This is a genomic window from Pseudomonas sp. St290 (assembly GCF_018325805.1).
GTDB lineage: Bacteria > Pseudomonadota > Gammaproteobacteria > Pseudomonadales > Pseudomonadaceae > Aquipseudomonas > Aquipseudomonas bijieensis.
This window is the reverse complement of record NZ_AP014703.1, coordinates 628,899-648,630: the sequence shown is the minus strand read 5'-3', so window position 1 is coordinate 648,630 and position 19,732 is coordinate 628,899. Positions and strand designations below refer to the sequence as shown.

Genomic DNA, 19,732 nt, shown 5'->3' with positions numbered 1-19,732 from the left:
GTCTTCACTTGCGATTCATAGGGCGGACGAGGCGCTATCGATTGTTTTGGGCAACCGCCCATCAATCACCCGATACAACGCACTGTCCTGCGGCCAATTGCGCATGAACCGCGCGCGATCCCGGGCGTAGGCCGGGGCGAAGCTGGCCTGGGTGCGGTGTTGGCACATGGAGTCGAGGTCGATCAGCGCCCAGCGGTCGTGCTGCCAGAACAGGTTGTGGCCCTTGAAGTCGCCATGGCTGATGCGCTCGCGGATCAGGTCGGCAAACAAGCGATCCAGCGCCAGCAATTCAGCTTCGGGGGCTTCACCGTTCTCCACGTAAGGGCCGAAGCGCTCGATGATGTCCGGCCCCGCCAGGTGTTCGGTGACCAGGTAGGCGCCGCGGCGCAACCACAGGAAGCGCTTCTCCAGCAAAGCCAGCGGCTTGGGTGTGGCAATGCCGAGGAAAGCCAGGCGATGGCCTTCGCGCCAGGAATGCCAGGCACGACTCGGGCGCCAGAAGCGCTTGAGCCAGTGGGCGAAGTTCTTGATGTTGTAGCGCTTGATCACCAAGGTACGACCGTTCGCCTCGACTTTGCCGACGCTGGCCGCGCCACCGGTCTTGTACAGATGGCCCTGGTCAAGCAACGCATCGGCCTGCTCCAGCACCGGCGTCATCGCCGCTTCTTCATCACGACGGACCGCCCGCAGGCCGAACGCCCCGCGCTGCACACTGAACAGGCTGCACTCACGCCCGACTTTTGCCAGGAAGTCCTTGAGACGCCAGGCTTGCACCTTGTCGATCTGTTTTTGCAACGCTTCCATGGGCAGCGCGTGTTCGGCGTTGCCCAGCAGGTAATACACCAGCAGCTCTTCATTGAACGGCTGGAGGGCTTTGGGCAACTGGGCGAAAAATACCCCCAGGTTCTCCAGGACCTTCTGCCGCGACAACGGTTGCCCCGGGGTCTCAGCGCGGATGCCAGCGCCGTCGATCAAATAGAGCTGGCCGTCATGGCGCAGCAGATTGTCCAGGTGCAGGTCTTCCTGCCAGAGGCCTTTGCCGTGCAGTTGCGCGATGGCGCCGAGGGCTTCGGCCAGCACCGCCGCCTGCTCGTCGGCCAGCAACGGCAGGTGTTCGACCTGTTTCCAGGCATCGCCCAGGCTCTCGGCGTCTTCGAGCAATTGGAACAACAACCAGCCGCCTTCACCCTCTTTCAGGCCATCGGCGAGCAATAACGGCGTGGTCAACCCTTGCTCGGCCAGCAAGCGCACGCCTTGCAGTTCCCGCTGAAAATGCCGGGCGGCCTTGCTGCCCACCAATAATTTGGCCAGCACCGGCCGACCACGCCAGACGCCCGCGCCGACATAACGCTGCCCCGGCAACACCCGCAACAGCGAAAGCAGCTGCAATTGCGCCGCGCCAGCAGCGTCGGCCAGTTCCAGGCTCAGCGGCAGGCTGGGGCTGCGGCCTGCATTCTTCAATTCGGACAAATGCATCAACGGGCTTCCTTGTGGCTACGCCGGGCGGTCAGGCGGGTCATCCAGCTGTCGACCAGCCCACTGTCGAGCGGCTGGTCCAGGTAGGTAGACAGCAATTGGCGCACATCGGCATCGCTCCAGACTGCCGCGCGACGCAGCAGAGGCTCCAGGTCCTTGACCCGATCCCGTTGGCCGAACAGCAGTGGCCGGGTCTTTTCCAGGTCGATCAATTGCGCCTGGTAACCGCTGGCGGTGGCTTGCAGGAAGATGTGTTTCGGATAAAAGCAGCCGTGCACCTGATGCATGCCGTGCAGTCGCCGCGCCAACTGACCGCAGGCGTCGAGGATGGTGGTGCGCTGCGCCGTCGTCAGGCTCGGCCAGCGTTGCAAGAGTGAATCCAGGTCGTCCCAGCCATCCAGGGCGCGGGTCAGCAGGATCGCTCGCACCTCGCCATCCACTTTGCGCTGGCCGTAGAACACCGCTTGCAGGGCCGGAATCCCCAACTGGCGATAACGGCTGATGTTGCGAAACTCCCGGGAAAAACTCGGTTCGCCAAACGGGTGGGACCAGGTTCGGGTCAGGTAATTGCTCTGGCGCTTGAGGTAATAACCCTGCCCTTCCAGCTCCAGTCGGAACACGCTGCTCCAGCCGTCGCCCGAGGTGTTGGGTTCGTCCACCGCCTCCAGTTGCCGCGCCCACAAGGCCTCGAAGCTGTCCAGGCCATGACGCTGCAACAACGCCCGGTCTTCAGCGGCCAGAAAATCAGTCATTCACGCCCCTCGAAAAATCTCACCACGTGACGGATGCGTTTCTTGTCGCACGCATCGAGCCGGTCGCGCTGACGGTATTGCAGATAAAAACGCAGGCGCTGCGTGGCCGACAAATGGTATTTGGCCACTTTATCCAGGCACGCCAAATCCTTGGTGATACGGTACTTGAGCCAGAAACCACGCCAGAAGTCGCCGTTTGGACAGTCGATCAGAAACAGCCGCGAGCGATCGTCGATCAACAGGTTGCGCCACTTCAGATCGTTATGGGTGAAGCGATGGTCGTGCATGGTCCGCGTGTAGCCGGCCAATTGCCGGCTCACGCCATCGACCCAGGCGCGATCCGCCAGTCGCGGGTCGTGCCGCTCGGCCAGGGCCGAGAGGTCTTCGGTATGCGGCAGTTCGCGGGTGATCAGCGCGCCACGGGCATAAGTCGCGCCGTTTCGCTCCAAGCCCCAGCCCACGACTTCGGCGGTGGGGATGCCCCATTTGGCGAAGCGCTTGAGGTTCTGCCACTCGGACTTGACCCGCGGCTTGCCCAGGTAGCGGCGCAAACCCTTGCCGGCGCCGACGTAGCGCTTGACGTAATAGTTCACGCCGTTGCGCTGCACCCGGATCACCTCTGACAACGGGTCACGGGTCAAACGCTCCCCTTGCAACGCGAACACCGCGTCGAGACTGCCAAAGTCCTGCGCCAGCTCGACGTACGCAGGTTCCAGATTCCAACCCGACATCAGAGCGCGTCCCCGTACCGCTGCTTGCGGGCATACAGCTTGTTGGCCTTGCCTTCGAGCCAGGCCAGCAACGCAGCCTCTTCGGCGAGGATCCGCCGTAACGGCTGCTGGAAATAGCCCTTGAGGAAACGCAACTTGTCGCGGCGGGTCAGGCCGATGTCCAGCGCCGAGAAATACAGTGCCGCCAGGTCCTTGTTGCGCCAGCGAGTGGTGATGGCCGGGCGGGTCTGGGCGCGGTGCAGGTCGATCACCGAGAGTTTGAAATCCGCCGGCGTCACCGGCTTGTCGGTATGCAACAGGAAGTGGCAGATGTAGCAGTCACGATGATTGACCCCGGCGCGATGCATCATGCCGGTCATGCGCGCCACTTCGGCGATCAGGGCACGCTTGAGTGTCGGTTGCGGCGGCTGCTTGACCCAGTCGATGCTGAAGTCTTCGAGGCTGACGGTCGGCGCCAGCTCTTCGGTGACGATGAACGAATGCTGGTCCGCCGGGTTGCGGCCTTTCTCGCCGTAGGCTACAGCCGTCATGGTCGGTACGCCGACTTCCTGCAAACGCTGGATCGCCTTCCACTCCTGACCCGCGCCGAGTACCGGCAGCTTGGCGGTGAACAGGTTCTTGAAGATCTCGCCCCAACCGATACCGCGGTGGATCTTCACGAAAAAACCACGACCGTCCACCTCCGTGCGCAAGGTGCGCCGGGCTTCCAGTTCGCGATAGACCTCGCCCTTGAGCGCCTCGACTTCGGCGAACGCATCGCGCCCGGCCCAAAGGCTCTTGAACGGTTCGGCCAGCATCAATTTCATTGTGCGTGCTCCGCCAATATCACATCGGCCGCGTGCTGCGGCATGCTGTAGAGGTCGGCCGTCTCGGCGAAGGCCAGACCATTGCGGCTCCAGGCCGCCCGGGCATCGGCGTCGTTCAACATGCGCTCCAGGTATTCGTTGAGCTGGGCTTGTTCGAACGGCTCGTCGAGCACCAGGCCACTGTCGGCCTCGGCGATGTAATGGGCGTACCCACATACCGCGCTGACCAGTACCGGCAACCCGGCCACCAGCGCTTCGAGCAGCACGGTGCCAGTGTTCTCGTTGTACGCCGGATGGATCAACAGGTCTGCGCCCAACAGGAAACGCGGGATGTCGCTGCGGCCCTTGAGGAACCGCACATTGTCACCGAGCCCCAACGCAGCGCTCTGCAGTTGGAATACTTTGGGGTCGTCCTGGCCGATTACAAACAGTCGGGTGCGTTTTCGCAGTTCGGCTGGCAACGCGGCCAGGGCCTTGAGGCTGCGATCCACGCCCTTGGTCTTGAACCCGGAGCCGATCTGCACCAGCAGCAGGTCGTCGGCGGCCAGCTCGAATTCAGCCCGGAACGCCGCGCGGATCTCCTCGGCATCGGCGGGCCGACGGCGGTCCTGGGCGATGCCCGGTGGCAGCAGGTGAAAGCGTTCCAGCGGCGTGCCGTAATGCTTGATGAACAGTGGCTGCTGGACTTCGGAGATCATCAGCACGTCAGTCTTGGCGTCCTTGGCGAACACCGCCCGCTCGTACTCGGCGAAATGCCGGTAGCGACCCCAGCGCCGGTACAGCGAATTGCGCAGGTTCTGCGCCTTGTCTTCGAAGCAGCCGTCGGCGGCGTAGTACACGTCCAGGCCGGGCATTTTGTTGAAGCCGATCAAACGGTCCACCGGGCGCTTGGCCAGATCGGCCTCCATCCACGCACTGAGCTTCTCGTTGCGGCGATGGTTGAACAGCGCCTTGACCGGCGCCACCAGCACCTCGAAGCCAGGCGGCACGTCGCCTTCCCAGATCAGCGTGTAGACACGGATCTGGTGGCCGCGTCGCTGGCATTCCAGGGCGATGCGCATGAAGTCACGCTGCAGGCCACCAAAGGGGAAGTACTTGTAAAGGACAAAAGCCAATTGCATCAGCGCGGCTCCTCAGCCAATAACGTGCTCAGGTGGCTGGCAACACGCTCGGGGTTCAGACGCGTGAAGCACAGGGGCTGCTCGCGTTTCAGGTCAAACCGCCGAGCATCTTCGGCGGTCGGCGGGTAAGTGCATTGTTTCTGCATGCACGGCGCGCAGGGGAAATCACTGGCGAGGTGAATCTGGCCCTTGCCGTAGGCGCCGGTCAGCACCGGATTGGTCGGACCGAGCAGCGAAATGGTCGGCACGTCCAGGGCCGCGGCCAGATGCCCCAGACCGGTGTCCACGGCCACGCAGGCCTGGGCGCCGGCAAGCACCTTGCCCATCCCGCCCAGGTTCAGTTTCGGCAGTACCAAGGCGTTGCGCAGCCCGCTGGCGATGCGTTCGGCCCGGGCCTTTTCGGCGGGGTTGCCCCACGGCAGTTTTACCACCACTCCGAACTGCCCCATGCGCTCGGTGAGCTGGCGCCAGTAAAGTTCGGGCCAATGCTTGGACTCCCAGGTCGTGCCGTGCAGGAACACCACGTAGGGGTAGGGGCGTGGCAATTCCACCAATCGGTCGATGTCGAGGCCATAACTGCCCTGGGTTTGCGGCAAGTCATAGCCCAGCGCCAGAGCAAACAACTGGCGCACGCGCTCGACCGCATGCTGACCACGGGCCACCGCCAGGCGCCGGGAATAAAAGCGCGCCGCCAGGGGTTCGCGGGCCGAGTGCTTATCCAGGCCGGCGACCGGGGCCTTGACGTAGCGGGTCAGCCAGGCGCTTTTCAGCAGGCCCTGGGCGTCGATCACCAGGTCGTACTTTTCGGCCCGCACGTTCTGTTTGAAGCGTCGCCATTCGCCACTCTTGATGGTTTGCCAGAGGTTCTTGCGCCAGCGCCGGATCGCCACCGGGATGACCTTGCCCACGGCCGGGTGCCAGGTGGGGATTTCGGCGAAGCCTTCTTCCACCACCCAATCGAACTTGATGCCAGGAATCGCTCGCGCCGCGTCGGTCAGCGCCGGCAGGGTATGAACCACATCCCCCAGCGAAGAGGTCTTGATCAGCAATACCCGCAAGTTACCGGACCTCCACGGGTGTGCCTTGCAAACGTTCCAAGGCTTCGTTCACGGCAGGCGGCATAAGCTGGCGCAGGCAGTTGTAATGACCGAAGCGGCAGGTGCGGTCGAAGCACGGGCTGCACTCGATGCCCAGGCGCACGACTTCGACCTTGTCGGCCAACGGTGGTGTGAAGCCTGGCGAAGTAGAGCCGTAGACCGCCACCAATGGCCGATTCAGGGCGGCGGCCACGTGCATCAGGCCGGAGTCGTTGGACACCACGGAATCGGCGCAGGACAGCAGGTCGATGGCCTCGGCCAGGGAGGTGTCGCCGCTGAGGTTCACCGACTCTTCCCGAAGCCCCGGGATCAACCGCGAGCGGATGTCCTCGCCCACCGGATGATCTTTTTTCGAGCCGAACAGCCAGACTTGCCAGCCTTCGCGAATCTTCGCCTCGGCAACCTGGGCGTAATGCTCCGCCGGCCAGCGCTTGGATTCACCGAACTCGGCACCCGGACAGAGAGCCAGCACCGGACGATCCAGGCTCAGGCCGAACTTGGCCAGCGCCGCTTCACGGGTCACCGGGTCGATCGCAAGGCTCGGTCGCGGATAGGGTTTGGGCAACTCGACCCCAGGCTCGTAGGCCAGGGCCATGAAGCGCTCGATCATCAGCGGATAACGTTCTTTATCCAGTGTGCGCACATCGTTGAGCAGGCCGTAGCGAAACTCGCCACGCCAGCCGGTGCGCTTGGGGATACGGGCGAAGAACGGCACCAGTGCCGATTTCAACGAATTGGGCAACAGGATCGCCTGGTCGTACTGGCCGGCCAGGGATTTGCCGATACGCCGACGGGTCGCCAGTTCCAACACGCCGTGGCCGAGCGGGAAGCTCAAGGCCTTGCGTACTTCGGGCATGCGCTCAAGGATCGGCCGGCTCCACTCGGGGGCCAGGACGTCGATTTCGCACTGCGGATGGCGCTGTTTCAGGCACTGAAACAGTGTCTGCGCCATCACCATGTCACCGACCCAACTGGGCCCAACGATCAGAATATTCATGTGCTTTCCAAAAACGATACAGGGAGGCCTACGCCTCCCCGCCTCGAGAATCACTGTGGCTTAGGTCGTTGCCTGTTGCCCTAATCTACAACACCCCCCCATCAACTGTGGGAGTGAGCCTGCTCGCGATGAGGCCGGTACATTCAACATCAATGTCGCCTGACACTCCGCCATCGCGAGCAGGCTCGCTCCCACAAGGGGCCTTCATCTGTTTCAAGTACGGTGCCGCACCGCAAATCCACTGTGGGAGCGAGCTTGCTCGCGATGAGGCCATCACATCCAACCTCAATGTCGCCTGACACTCCGCCATCGCGAGCAGGCTCGCTCCCACATTCATTCAATACTCAGCTCAGCCCCAGCTCCCGCCAGATCCGCAAGACCTGCCGGCGTTCATCCACGAACTGGTCGCCTGCGATCACCCCGGTATCTTTCTGCAAGGCCTGGCGGTGGGCAGCGGAGCGGTAGGCTTTATATGCTTCGCGCAACAGCGTGGCATCTTCGGCCGGCATCAACCCGAGCTCCTGCAACCCGTCCAGGATGCGGATGTTATCGGTGTAGCGCACCAGCGAAGGGTGTTCCTCGGACCACGCCAGGGCCGCGTATTGCACCATAAATTCAATATCGACGATACCTCCGGCGTCCTGCTTGAGGTCGAAGGGCGCCGCGGCCTCGAAGGCATTCGGCGCAGTCCCGGCGGCGGTGGCCTTGCTGCCAAGGTTGTCCCGCATCTTGGCGCGCATTTCGCTGACTTCCTGGCGCAGCATCGGCAAGTCACGCTTGCGTCCCAGCACCTGGGCGCGGACCTTCTCGAACGCCTGGCCCACGTCCTGGCTGCCCACCAGCACCCGGGCTCGCACCAATGCCTGGTGTTCCCAGGTCCAGGCTTCATTCTCCTGATAACGGGCAAACGCCCCAAGGGAACTGACCAGCAACCCCGACGCCCCGGACGGTCGCAGGCGCATATCCACTTCGTACAACTGCCCGGAGTTGGTCTGGGCGGTCAGCAGGTGGATGATCCGCTGGCCAAGCCGGGTGAAGAACTGCGCGCCGTCGATGGGTTTCGGGCCATCGGTTTCCGCCTGAGGGTCGCCATCGTGGATGAACACCAGGTCCAGGTCGGAACCATGCCCCAGTTCCAGCCCGCCGACTTTCCCATAACCGACAATAATGAAGCCCGGATCGCACAGACTGCCATCGGTGCGCAATGGCACGCCGTGCTTGGTCACCGTCTGGCGCCAGGCCAGGGCCAGCACTTGCTCGAGAATCGCCTCGGCCAGCCAGGTCAGGTAATCGCTGACTTTCATCAGCGGCAGGCTGCCGGCGATTTCCGAAGCCGCTACCCGCAGGCGATGCGCCAGCTTGAAATGCCGCAACGCCTCCATCTGTTGCTCCAGATCATCCTCGGGAATGCGCGTCAGGCGCTCACGCAACTCCGCCGCCAACTCCGGCGCCAGGGGCGGCTTGAACAGCCGGCCCTCATTGAGCAATTCATCGAGCAACAATGGGAAACGGGTGATTTGTTCCGCTATCCAAGGGCTCGCCGCGCACAGCGTCAGCAAGCGTCGCAGGGCTCCGGGGTTTTCCGTCAGCAACACCAGATAGGCCGAACGGCGGGCGACAGCCTCTACCAATGGCAGCACCCGCTCCAGCACCAGGTCCGGATTGGCATGCTCCACGGCCTGGGCCAACAGGCGTGGAATGAAGGCATCCAGACGCTCGCGCCCCAGGCGCTGCATGGCGCGCAGTTGCGGGCTCGCGCGCAAGGCAGCCAGTGCCTTGAGGGCCTTGGGTGCATCGACGAAGCCACCGTCCTGCAACTGACGACATGCCGCCTCTTCATCCTGGCTGTCTTCCCACAAGGGCAACCATTCGCCACCCACCACCACTTCGCTTTCCCCGCCCTCCTCTTCATCCGGGTCGGCGATGACCTGGCCGAAATGCCAGGCCACACGCCCGCGCCAGTACATCAATTGCTCGTGAAAGGCCGACCAGTCGGCAAAACCCAGCATGAATGCAATGCGCGCCTGATCCTGTGGGCTGTCCGGCAACATCTGGGTCTGGCGGTCGGCGATGGCCTGGATAGCGTGCTCGGTATAACGCAGGAACTCATACCCCTGGCGCAACTCGTCGACCACCTTGGCCGGCAGATAGCCCTGGCCTTCCAGGGTGCCCAGCACTTTGAGCAACGGCCGCTGCTGCAAGCTCAAGTCGCGACCGCCGTGGATCAGTTGGAACGCCTGGGCAATGAATTCCACCTCGCGAATGCCGCCCGAACCCAGCTTGATGTTGTCGGCCATGCCCTTGCGCCGCACCTCCTGCTGGATCAGTTGCTTCATGGTGCGCAGCGCTTCGATGGCGGAAAAATCCAGGTAACGGCGATAGACGAACGGGCGCAACATGTCGAGCAATTGCGTACCGGCCACCTGATCGCCCGCCACCACCCGCGCCTTGATCATGGCGTAGCGTTCCCAATCGCGGCCCTGGTCCTGGTAATACTGCTCCAGGGCATTGAAGCTCAGCACCAGCGCGCCGGCCGAGCCGTAGGGGCGCAGGCGCATGTCGACGCGAAAGACAAAACCGTCGACGGTCATCGGGTCCAGGGCCTTGATCAGGCGCTGGCCGACACGGATGAAAAACTCCTGGTTATCCAGCGGTCGCTTGACGCCAACGGTTTCGCCGCCCTCGGGGTAGGCGAAAATAAGGTCGATGTCCGACGACAGGTTCAGCTCCACGGCGCCAAGCTTGCCCATGCCCAGGATGACCATCTGCTGCGGCTCGCCGCTGCGCCGTCCGGTGGGCGTGCCGAATTGCTGACTGAGGCGCTGGTACAACCATTGATAGGCTTGGTCGATGCAGGTGTCGGCCATGTCCGAGAGATCGCGACAGGTCTGGACCAGGTCGGCCTGGCGGGTCAGGTCGCGCCAGATGATCCGCACCTGCTGGCGCGTACGCTGACGGCGCAGGACGCGTCCCAGTTCATCCTCGGTCTCGGCGGCCTGTACTGCGGCACCGATCTGTGCGCACATTTCACCGGGAGCCAGGCTGCGGTCCAGTTCGCCGCTGCGCACCAGCTCCAGCAGCATCGCCGGGTCACGGAGACTCTGCTCGATGAAAAAATCACTGGCGGCGGCAACGCGCTTGAACGCATCCCAACGCTCGGGCGTCCAGGCAGACAACCCGTGGTCGTCGTCGAACAAGGCGACCGCGGCACGGAACGACTGCTCGGCCCGACTGACCAATGACTGGAGAATGGCCGGTACTTCGGCAAGCGAGGGCAGGCTCATGGTCTATCCTTGATCGGCGCGGGAGAGGCTGGATGTAGTGTTTTTTCAGAAGACACTACCTGATCGACTGTCGAACAAAGATGATAAATAGCTGAAAATCTGATTTTATTGGCAGCCGGCATCAAGTTTTTACCTGTTCGAGTTGGCTAAAGACCAACAGTAACGATTATTCTCACAACGAAACGAGCGGCCATAAGCCGCTCATGTGTAGTTTTACTACTCGTCTATACATTCGAAAGGCTGAAACGGCCAACGATTTGTAGTAAAACTACACGCCGCCGAAACAACCTTCGGCAATCCAAGAATTTATATCGTCTGCCCACAAGGCCAGTCGCAAACTCAGGCAACCGATTCTGGTAGCCTTTCCGCCCTGGAGCAAGCCATGCAAGACCTCGATCCCGTCGAAACCCAGGAATGGCTGGACGCCCTGGAATCGGTTCTCGACAAAGAAGGCGAAGACCGTGCTCATTATCTGATGACCCGTATGGGCGAACTCGCGACCCGCAGCGGTTCGCAACTGCCCTACGCCATCACCACGCCGTACCGCAACACGATCCCCGTTACCCACGAAGCACGCATGCCTGGCGACCTGTTCATGGAACGCCGCATTCGCTCGCTGGTACGTTGGAACGCGTTGGCCATGGTCATGCGTACCAACCTGAAAGATTCTGACCTGGGCGGTCACATCTCCAGCTTCGCCTCCAGCGCGACGCTGTATGACATCGGTTTCAACTACTTCTTCCAGGCCCCGACCGACGAACACGGCGGCGACCTGATCTACTTCCAGGGCCACGCATCGCCAGGCGTCTACGCCCGTGCGTTCATGGAAGGCCGCATCTCCGAAGACCAGATGAACAACTTCCGCCAGGAAGTGGACGGCAACGGCCTGTCCTCGTACCCGCACCCTTGGCTGATGCCAGACTTCTGGCAGTTCCCGACCGTATCCATGGGCCTGGGCCCGATCCAGGCGATCTACCAGGCGCGCTTCATGAAGTACCTGGAAGCCCGTGGTTTCATCCAGCCAGGCAAGCAGAAAGTCTGGTGCTTCATGGGTGACGGCGAGTGCGACGAGCCGGAATCCCTGGGCGCGATCTCCCTGGCCGGCCGCGAGAAGCTGGACAACCTGATCTTCGTCATCAACTGCAACCTGCAGCGCCTCGACGGCCCGGTTCGCGGCAATGGCAAGATCATCCAGGAACTCGAAGGCGTGTTCCGTGGCGCCCAGTGGAACGTCAACAAAGTCATCTGGGGCCGTTTCTGGGACCCACTGCTGGCCAAGGACGTCGACGGCATCCTGCAACGTCGCATGGACGAAGTCATCGACGGCGAGTACCAGAACTACAAGGCCAAGGACGGCGCGTTCGTCCGTGAGCACTTCTTCAACACGCCTGAACTCAAGGCAATGGTTGCCGACTTGTCCGACGACGAGATCTGGAAACTCAACCGTGGCGGCCACGACCCGTACAAGGTCTATGCGGCGTACCACGAAGCGGTCAACCACAAAGAGCAGCCGACCGTCATCCTGGCCAAGACCATCAAGGGTTATGGCACCGGTGCCGGCGAAGCGAAGAACACCGCGCACAACACCAAGAAGGTCGATGTCGACAGCCTGAAGCTGTTCCGCGACCGCTTCGACATTCCGGTCAAGGACAGCGAGCTGGAAAACCTGCCGTTCTTCAAGCCGGAAGAAGGCAGCGCCGAAGCCCGTTACCTGGCCGAGCGCCGTGCCGCGCTGGGCGGTTTCGTACCACAGCGCCGCGCCAAGAGCTTCAGCGTCCCGACCCCGCCACTGGAGACCCTCAAGGCGATCCTGGACGGCTCGGGCGACCGTGAAATCTCCACCACCATGGCCTTCGTGCGGATCCTCGCGCAATTGGTCAAGGACAAGGAAATCGGCCAGCGCATCGTCCCGATCATCCCGGACGAAGCCCGTACCTTCGGTATGGAAGGCATGTTCCGTCAGTTGGGCATCTACTCCTCCGTCGGCCAGCTCTACGAGCCAGTCGATAAAGACCAGGTGATGTTCTACCGCGAAGACAAGAAGGGCCAGATCCTCGAAGAAGGCATCAACGAAGCGGGCGCCATGAGCTCCTTCATTGCCGCCGGTACTTCGTACTCCAGCCACAACCAGCCGATGCTGCCGTTCTACATCTTCTACTCGATGTTCGGCTTCCAGCGTATCGGCGACCTGGCCTGGGCGGCCGGCGACAGCCGTACCCGTGGCTTCCTGATCGGCGGTACCGCTGGCCGGACCACGCTGAACGGCGAAGGCCTGCAACACGAAGATGGCCACAGCCACATGCTGGCCGGGACCATCCCGAACTGCCGCACCTATGATCCGACCTATGGCTATGAGCTGGCGGTGATCATCCAGGACGGCATGAAGAAGATGACCGAAGAGCAACAGGACGTCTTCTACTACATCACCGTGATGAACGAGTCCTACCAGCAGCCAGCCATGCCGGCCGGTGTCGAGGCAGGCATCGTCAAGGGCATGTACCTGCTCGAGGAAGACACCCGCGAAGCGGCGCACCACGTCCAGCTGATGGGCTCCGGTACCATCCTGCGCGAAGTGCGTGAAGCAGCGAAGATCCTGCGTGAAGAGTTCAACGTCGGTGCCGACGTGTGGAGCGTCACCAGCTTCAACGAACTGCGTCGCGACGGCCTGGCCGTAGAGCGCAGCAACCGCCTGCACCCTGGCCAGAAGCCTAAGCTGAGCTACGTCGAAGAATGCCTGAACGGCCGTAAAGGTCCGGTCATCGCCTCTACCGACTACATGAAGCTGTTCGCCGAGCAGATCCGCCAGTGGGTTCCTTCCAAGGAATTCAAAGTGCTGGGCACCGACGGTTTCGGCCGTAGCGACAGCCGCAAGAAGCTGCGTCACTTCTTCGAAGTCGACCGTAAGTTCGTTGTGTTGGCAGCCCTGGAAGCCCTGGCTGACCGTGGCGATATCGAACCGAAAGTGGTGGCCGAAGCCATCGTCAAGTTCGGCATCGATCCGGAAAAACGCAACCCACTGGACTGCTGAGGAGAATTTTCGTGAGCGAACTCATTCGCGTACCTGACATCGGCAGCGGTGAAGGTGAAGTAATTGAACTGTTTGTGAAGGTCGGCGACCGCATCGAAGCCGACCAGAGCATCCTGACACTTGAATCGGACAAGGCCAGCATGGAAGTGCCTGCGCCGAAGGCCGGTGTGATCAAGAGCCTGAAAGTGAAGCTGGGCGACCGCCTGAAAGAAGGCGACGAGTTGCTGGAGCTGGAAGTCGAGGGCGCCGCCGCGGCGCCTGAAGCGGCCGCACCCGCTGCTGCCCCGGCCGCGGCTGAAAAGCCTGCCGCCGCACCGGCTGCCGAGGCGGCTCCCGCACCCGCTGCTGCGCCTGCCGCTGCCACGGTCCAGGACATTCATGTCCCGGACATCGGTTCGTCGGGCAAGGCCAAGATCATCGAAGTGCTGGTCAAGGCTGGCGACACCGTCGAAGCCGACCAGTCGCTGATCACCCTGGAATCCGACAAGGCCAGCATGGAAATCCCATCGCCGGCCGCCGGTGTGGTGGAAAGCGTCGAGGTCAAGCTGGACGACGAAGTCGGCACTGGCGACCTGATCCTGAAGCTGAAAGTAGCGGGCGCCTCGGCACCAGCCGCGCCAGCCCCAGCCGCTGCGCCTGCCGCCAAGGCTGAAGCAGCTCCAGCGCCAGCCGCCGCGCCTGCGGCCAAGGCCGAAGCAGCTCCAGCGCCAGCCGCCGCGCCTGCGGCCAAGGCCGAAGCGGCTCCTGCGCCTGTTGCCGCCGCGCCTGCGCCAAGCGGTGCCAAAGTGCATGCCGGTCCTGCGGTGCGTCAGTTGGCCCGTGAATTCGGCGTCGAGCTGTCTGCCGTTGGCCCGAGCGGTCCACACGGTCGCGTGCTGAAGGAAGATGTGCAGGCCTACGTCAAGGCCATGATGCAGAAGGCCAAGAACGCACCGGCCGAAGGCGCCACTGGCGGCGCGGGCATTCCGCCGATCCCGGCGGTGGACTTCAGCCGCTTCGGCGAAACCGAAGAAGTGGCCATGACTCGCCTGATGCAGATCGGCGCGTCGAGCCTGCATCGCAGCTGGCTGAACATTCCCCACGTGACTCAGTTCGACCAGGCCGACATCACCGAGCTGGAAGCCTTCCGCGTCGCCCAGAAAGCCGTGGCGGAAAAGGCCGGCGTCAAGCTGACCGTGCTGCCGCTGTTGCTCAAGGCCTGCGCGCACCTGCTCAAGGAACTGCCGGATTTCAACAGCTCCCTGGCGCCAAGCGGCAAGGCAGTGATCCGCAAGAAATACGTGCACATCGGCTTTGCCGTCGACACCCCGGAAGGCCTGCTGGTACCGGTCATCCGCAACGTCGACCAGAAGAGCCTGCTGCAACTGGCTGGCGAAGCCGCTGCCCTGGCCGAAAAGGCTCGGAACAAGAAGCTCACCGCCGACGACATGCAGGGCGCCTGTTTCACCATCTCCAGCCTCGGCCACATTGGCGGCACCGGCTTCACGCCGATCGTCAATGCGCCGGAAGTGGCGATCCTGGGTGTTTCCAAGGCCACCATCCAGCCTGTCTGGGACGGTAAAGCCTTCCAGCCGAAGCTGATGCTGCCACTGTCGCTGTCCTACGATCACCGTGTGATCAACGGCGCCGCCGCCGCACGCTTCACCAAGCGCCTGAGCGACCTGCTGGGCGACATCCGTACCATCCTGCTGTAACACCGGGCGGCCCTCCCTTTGCGGAGGGCCATCCGGACCGCCGTTTTCCGAGCGCCACGCTCGTACCTCAACCCCGCCCGTTTGGCGGGGCTTTTTTTGCCTGCCATTCAAGCCAGTCAGCAGGCCGGGCGCTTCTGTGGGAGCGAGCCTGCTCGCGATAGCGGTACGCCAGACATCCCAGCACTTTTCCTACCCCGCAAGTTTTAAATGACTACGCCCCCTATTAGTCATTACCCACAACCTGTGCCCCCTCCCCTCTCGATATTTATGACGCGCGGCGCTTTAGCATCAAACCGCCAAGGCAACTTGATGCTTACCCCCACCGATTACAACTTCGAATGGATTCGAACATGTTCAAACCTACCGTCGGCCCCATCGTCGGCCACACGACAACGGATCACGCTCGGATATTCCTGCGAGGCGATCTCGACAACAACCTGGTATTCGCCGGAGTTCGCCACAGGCGCCAAGGTGATCCCCACTGGTCGAAAGGGCATTTCGTCCAACTGAAGGCCTACCGCGACATGTCCGATGTCATCGTGTTGAAAGGCCTGCAACCCGACACCGCCTACGAATACCAGGCCGGCTGGTTCAGCCCCCTGAGCCCCACCCATACTGTGGAAACCGTCCAGGAACTGCCGCTGCAATGGCCCCGCAACACTTACTGCTTCCGAACGCCGGCCAGCAGAACCAACGCACCGCGCGCTTACATCGTGGGTTCTTGTCGCTACTTGCGAATCGCCGCCCGCACCCCGTTGTTACCCGGGCTTGGGGACCGCACCTTTGCCGGTATCAATCGCATCGTGGCACAGGCCAACCCGCCGATCAGCGCAGTGTTAATGATCGGTGACCAGGTTTATCTCGATGACCTTAACGTCATCGGCCCGGACCGAATCTATAAGAACATTCTCTTCAGGTACCGTGCGGTGTTTACCCAGCCGCACATCAGGAAGTTAATGTCGGGTATCCCTACCTACATGATCCTCGACGACCATGAAATCGAAGACAACTGGCCCGCCAGGAAAACCGTCAACGACGACGTTCTATACGCAAATGCCATGGACGCTTATGGGCTTTATCAGGCCAGCCATGGGCCCGCCCATGAACTGTCGGGCGACGGAAGATTAAACAAGTCGTTAACGCACTACTGGTACATCCTCACTCACGGCGATATCCAATGGTTCGTCACCGACAGCCGGACGCAACGCAATCTGTCGGCGGACGACCGACGCATCCTCGACGAGGAACAGGAACAGTCTTTGCTCCAATGGCTCATCGACAGCCCCGCCCGGGTCAAACTCATCGTGACCAGCGTCATGTTCTTCCCTGACAGCAAGCACAATGACGGCGATGCCTGGCAGGCCTTCCCCGAACAACGCCTGCGCCTGCTTGAAACCATTCGCCACCATCGGATCAAAAACGTGGTTTTCGTCTCGGGCGATGTCCACGGCTCCATGACCAGCCGATTGCGTCACAGCGAGGATCCTGATTTCGAGGTCAACACCGTGGTTTCCTCGCCGTTCTACAACAGCAAATTGCTGCCTTTTGCAAAAGCCTCGGATTTTATTTTCCACAGGCCCATGGCCCGCACCAAAAGCGGTCAGTATCGCTATGAACTGACCAGCAAAGTGGTGAGCCAAGACAACTTCGCCCGCCTGCATGTCACGGCGCAGAGCCTTCAAGTCACTTTCCACGACCGGGACGGCGCCCCCTTGCAGAGCGTCGATATACCACTGCAATGACAGGCACTGGTACCTTCCATGGCCTCTGATCGGTCGGCGACTGGAGAAATCCCCTCGTCGGCCGATAAAAGGTTTATAGCACTTGGCCTTCATCTCTCTTGTCAGCCAGTGCCGCAATGATGCAACCTTGCGCCAATCCGTAATAACGAGGGCGTCAGCCCGGCGCGATCAGCATTTTCGAAGCGAGTTTCCCCATGAAAAGCCAACCCGATGCCGCCAGCCGTATGGCGGCCGAGGTAGTGACGCAGTTACCGGTGCCCTCGCGGCTCGGTATGCTGCGTTTCGAACGGCTGAATGAAGCAAGCTGGGCGCTGTTGTTCCTCGACCCCAACTGCGAGCGATACTTCGGCCTGCCGGCGGTAGAGCTGTGCTCGCTGGTCAGTGCGCCCTATGCCAGCCTGATGGAGCCCGAAGCGCGCTATCAGTTGCATGACGCCATCCAGCAGCAACTGGCCCAGGCCTCGCATTACCAGATTCGCTACACGCTACACACCGCCAAAGGCCCGATGAACGTGCTGGAAACCGGTGAGGCCTATAAGCAACACAATCGTCATCTGCTGCGCGGTTTCCTGCTGGCGGTGGACAATTTGCTGCAAGGCGAACCCTCCATGCCGGCCCTGGACCTGGAAACCCAGAATTCACGCTTGCAGATCGCCCTGGAACTGAACCAGCGCGCCCAGCAAGAACAGCTCCAGCATCTGGACCGGGTGCGAGCCCAGCAAGACCTGATTCTGCTGCTGACCCGTCAACGCTACAGCGCCAACAATTCCCTGCTCGAAGCGGCCGAACTCATCACCCGCAGCGCCTGTGACATCTACCAGATCGACTGCGCCAGTATCTGGAACCTGGACGACGGCAAACTGGTACCGATCTCCGCCTACAACCGCGCTTCCCAGGAGTATTTCCTGCCGGAGGTGATCGACGCCAACGACTTTCCCGACTACATGGAGGCGTTGCAGACCTGCCGCGCCATCGACGCTCACAACGCGATGCGCGACCCGCGCACCCGGGAAATGGCCGAGAGCCTGCGCGCCCGCGACGTCAACGCCATTCTCGACGCCAGCATTCGTATCGACGGCCAGGTAGTCGGCGTACTGTGCCTGGAACAGGTCGGCGTCACCCGAGCCTGGCAATCGGACGAAATCGCCTTCGCCGGTGAACTGGCCGACCAGTTCGCCCAGGTCATCAACAACCACAATCGACGAACCGCGACCAGCGCCCTGCACTTGTTCCAGCGCGCCGTGGAACAGAGCGCCAATGCGTTCCTGCTGGTCAATTGCGACGGTGTGGTGGAGTACGTCAACCCAAGCTTCACCGCGATCACCCAGTACACCACCGAGGAAGTCCACGGCCAACGCCTCTCGGAACTGCCGGCCCTGGAGAACCTCAGCGAACTGCTGTTCGACGCGCCATCGGCGCTGGCCCAGAGCAACAGTTGGCAGGGCGAATTCAAGAGCCGGCGCAAGAACCTGGAACCCTACTGGGGCCAGTTGTCGATTTCCAAGGTCTACGGCGACAACCGCGAACTGACGCACTACATCGGCATCTACGAAGACATCACCCAGACCAAGTTGGCCCAGCAGCGCATCGAGCGCCTGGCCTACACCGACAACCTGACCAACCTGGGCAACCGTCCGGCGTTCATCCGCAACCTCGATGAACGCTTCGCCCGGGACAGTGATTCGCCCATCAGCCTGCTGCTGGTGGACATCGACAACTTCAAGCGCATCAACGACAGCCTTGGCCACCAGACCGGTGACAAGCTGCTGATCAGCCTGGCTCGGCGCCTGCGCAACAGCCTGAGCCCCAGCGGCAGCCTGGCGCGATTCGCCAGTAACGAATTCGCGGTCCTGCTGGACGACACTGACCTGGAAGCCGGGCAGCAGATCGCCAGCCAATTGCTGATGACCCTCGACAAACCCATGTTCGTCGACAACCAACTGATCAGCGTGACCGGCTCCGTGGGCCTGGCCTGCGCTCCGCTGCACGGCCGCGATCCACAGACCCTGATGCGCAACGCCGGCCTTGCCCTGCACAAGGCCAAGGCCAACGGCAAACATCAGGTCCAGGTATTCACCGAGGCGCTGAATGCCGAGGCCAGCTACAAGCTGTTCGTGGAAAACAACCTGCGCCGCGCCTTGACCCAGAACGAACTGGACGTGTTCTACCAACCCAAGTTGTGCTTGCGCAGCGGCCGTCTGCTGGGCATGGAGGCGTTGCTGCGCTGGAACCATCCGGAAAAGGGCATGATCCGCCCGGACCAGTTCATCAGCGTGGCCGAAGAAACCGGGCTGATCATCCCTATCGGTAAATGGATCGCCCGCCAGGCCTGCCGCATGAGCAAGCAATTGACCGCCGCCGGCCTGGGCAACCTGCAAGTGGCGATCAACCTGTCGCCCAAGCAGTTCTCCGACCCCGACCTGGTCGCCTCCATCGCCAGTATCCTCAAGGAGGAACAACTGCCGGCCCGGCTGCTGGAACTGGAGCTGACCGAAGGCCTGTTGCTGGAAGCCACCGAAGACACCCACTTGCAGCTCGACCAGCTCAAGCGCCTGGGGCTGACCCTGGCGATGGACGACTTCGGCACCGGTTACTCGTCCCTGAGCTACCTGAAGAAATTCCCGATCGACATCATCAAGATCGATCGCAGCTTCATCCATGAGATCCCGGACAACCAGGACGACATGGAAATCACCTCGGCGGTGATCGCCATGGCCCACAACCTGAAACTCAAGGTCGTGGCCGAAGGCATCGAAACCGCCCAGCAGTTGACATTCCTAAGGCGTCACCGCTGCGATGTCGGCCAGGGCTACCTGTTCGACCGCCCGATCCCCGGCGCCGAGCTGATCGAAAAGCTCAAGCGCTACCCCCGCGGGCCGCTCGTCTGACGGCCTTGCCTGCCCCTACGTCCATCCCCTCGTCAACGCTGTGTCTTTCTTAACTAACCGGCATTGGGCACACTGACGGTCTATTTCGCTCAACCCAATCTGACTGAGAGGACTGA

At 62.0% G+C, this 19,732-nt stretch carries 12 protein-coding genes; 4 read left to right on the top strand and 8 right to left on the bottom strand.

Going from position 1 to position 19,732, the window contains the following annotated elements:
- Window positions 1-15: 15 nt before the first annotated feature.
- The 8 genes from PBDP_RS02750 to glnE form a co-directional block, all read right to left on the bottom strand.
- Window positions 16-1,476 carry a lipopolysaccharide kinase InaA family protein gene (locus PBDP_RS02750; protein ID WP_212801784.1) on the bottom strand — a complete coding sequence of 487 codons (1,461 nt, stop codon included), beginning with the start codon at window positions 1,474-1,476 and terminating at the stop codon, window positions 16-18.
- Window positions 1,476-2,228 carry a lipopolysaccharide kinase InaA family protein gene (locus tag PBDP_RS02745; RefSeq protein WP_109752112.1) on the bottom strand — a complete coding sequence of 251 codons (753 nt, stop codon included), beginning with the start codon at window positions 2,226-2,228 and terminating at the stop codon, window positions 1,476-1,478. The genes PBDP_RS02750 and PBDP_RS02745 overlap by 1 nt, the downstream gene beginning before the upstream one ends.
- On the bottom strand, window positions 2,225-2,959 hold the full coding sequence (locus PBDP_RS02740) for a lipopolysaccharide kinase InaA family protein (protein WP_109752111.1): 735 nt from the start codon (window positions 2,957-2,959) through the stop codon (window positions 2,225-2,227). The genes PBDP_RS02745 and PBDP_RS02740 overlap by 4 nt, the downstream gene beginning before the upstream one ends.
- On the bottom strand, window positions 2,959-3,765 hold the full coding sequence (gene rfaP, locus PBDP_RS02735; RefSeq protein ID WP_109752110.1) for a lipopolysaccharide core heptose(I) kinase RfaP: 807 nt from the start codon (window positions 3,763-3,765) through the stop codon (window positions 2,959-2,961). Before rfaP ends, PBDP_RS02740 begins: the two co-directional genes overlap by 1 nt.
- A complete protein-coding gene (locus PBDP_RS02730; RefSeq protein ID WP_109752109.1) occupies window positions 3,762-4,886 on the bottom strand; it encodes a glycosyltransferase family 4 protein in 1,125 nt (374 codons plus the stop codon). The genes rfaP and PBDP_RS02730 overlap by 4 nt, the downstream gene beginning before the upstream one ends.
- On the bottom strand, window positions 4,886-5,944 hold the full coding sequence (waaC, locus tag PBDP_RS02725; protein ID WP_109752108.1) for a lipopolysaccharide heptosyltransferase I: 1,059 nt from the start codon (window positions 5,942-5,944) through the stop codon (window positions 4,886-4,888). The genes PBDP_RS02730 and waaC overlap by 1 nt, the downstream gene beginning before the upstream one ends.
- A gap of 1 nt (window position 5,945) precedes the next feature.
- Window positions 5,946-6,980 (bottom strand): lipopolysaccharide heptosyltransferase II, encoded by a 1,035-nt coding sequence (gene waaF, locus PBDP_RS02720; RefSeq protein WP_109752107.1) that lies wholly within the window; start codon window positions 6,978-6,980, stop codon window positions 5,946-5,948.
- 344 nt (window positions 6,981-7,324) lie between these two features.
- Window positions 7,325-10,264 carry a bifunctional [glutamate--ammonia ligase]-adenylyl-L-tyrosine phosphorylase/[glutamate--ammonia-ligase] adenylyltransferase gene (gene glnE, locus PBDP_RS02715; RefSeq protein ID WP_109752106.1) on the bottom strand — a complete coding sequence of 980 codons (2,940 nt, stop codon included), beginning with the start codon at window positions 10,262-10,264 and terminating at the stop codon, window positions 7,325-7,327.
- A 382-nt stretch (window positions 10,265-10,646) separates the two neighbouring features.
- On the opposite strand from glnE, the gene aceE reads away from it, so the two are divergent.
- The 4 genes from aceE to PBDP_RS02695 all read left to right on the top strand — a co-directional run bounded on the left by aceE (window position 10,647) and on the right by PBDP_RS02695 (window position 19,616).
- Entirely contained in the window at window positions 10,647-13,292 is a 2,646-nt protein-coding gene (gene aceE, locus PBDP_RS02710) for a pyruvate dehydrogenase (acetyl-transferring), homodimeric type (protein WP_063323231.1), read from the top strand.
- Between the two features lie 11 nt (window positions 13,293-13,303).
- A complete protein-coding gene (gene aceF / locus PBDP_RS02705; protein ID WP_212801783.1) occupies window positions 13,304-14,986 on the top strand; it encodes a dihydrolipoyllysine-residue acetyltransferase in 1,683 nt (560 codons plus the stop codon).
- A gap of 350 nt (window positions 14,987-15,336) precedes the next feature.
- Window positions 15,337-16,728, top strand: coding sequence for an alkaline phosphatase D family protein (locus tag PBDP_RS02700; RefSeq protein ID WP_176688739.1), 1,392 nt, complete (start codon window positions 15,337-15,339; stop codon window positions 16,726-16,728).
- Between the two features lie 194 nt (window positions 16,729-16,922).
- The gene (locus PBDP_RS02695; protein WP_109752103.1) at window positions 16,923-19,616 is read left to right on the top strand and encodes a putative bifunctional diguanylate cyclase/phosphodiesterase; all 2,694 of its coding nucleotides are present in this window, start codon (window positions 16,923-16,925) and stop codon (window positions 19,614-19,616) included.
- The last annotated feature ends 116 nt before the right edge of the window (window positions 19,617-19,732 follow it).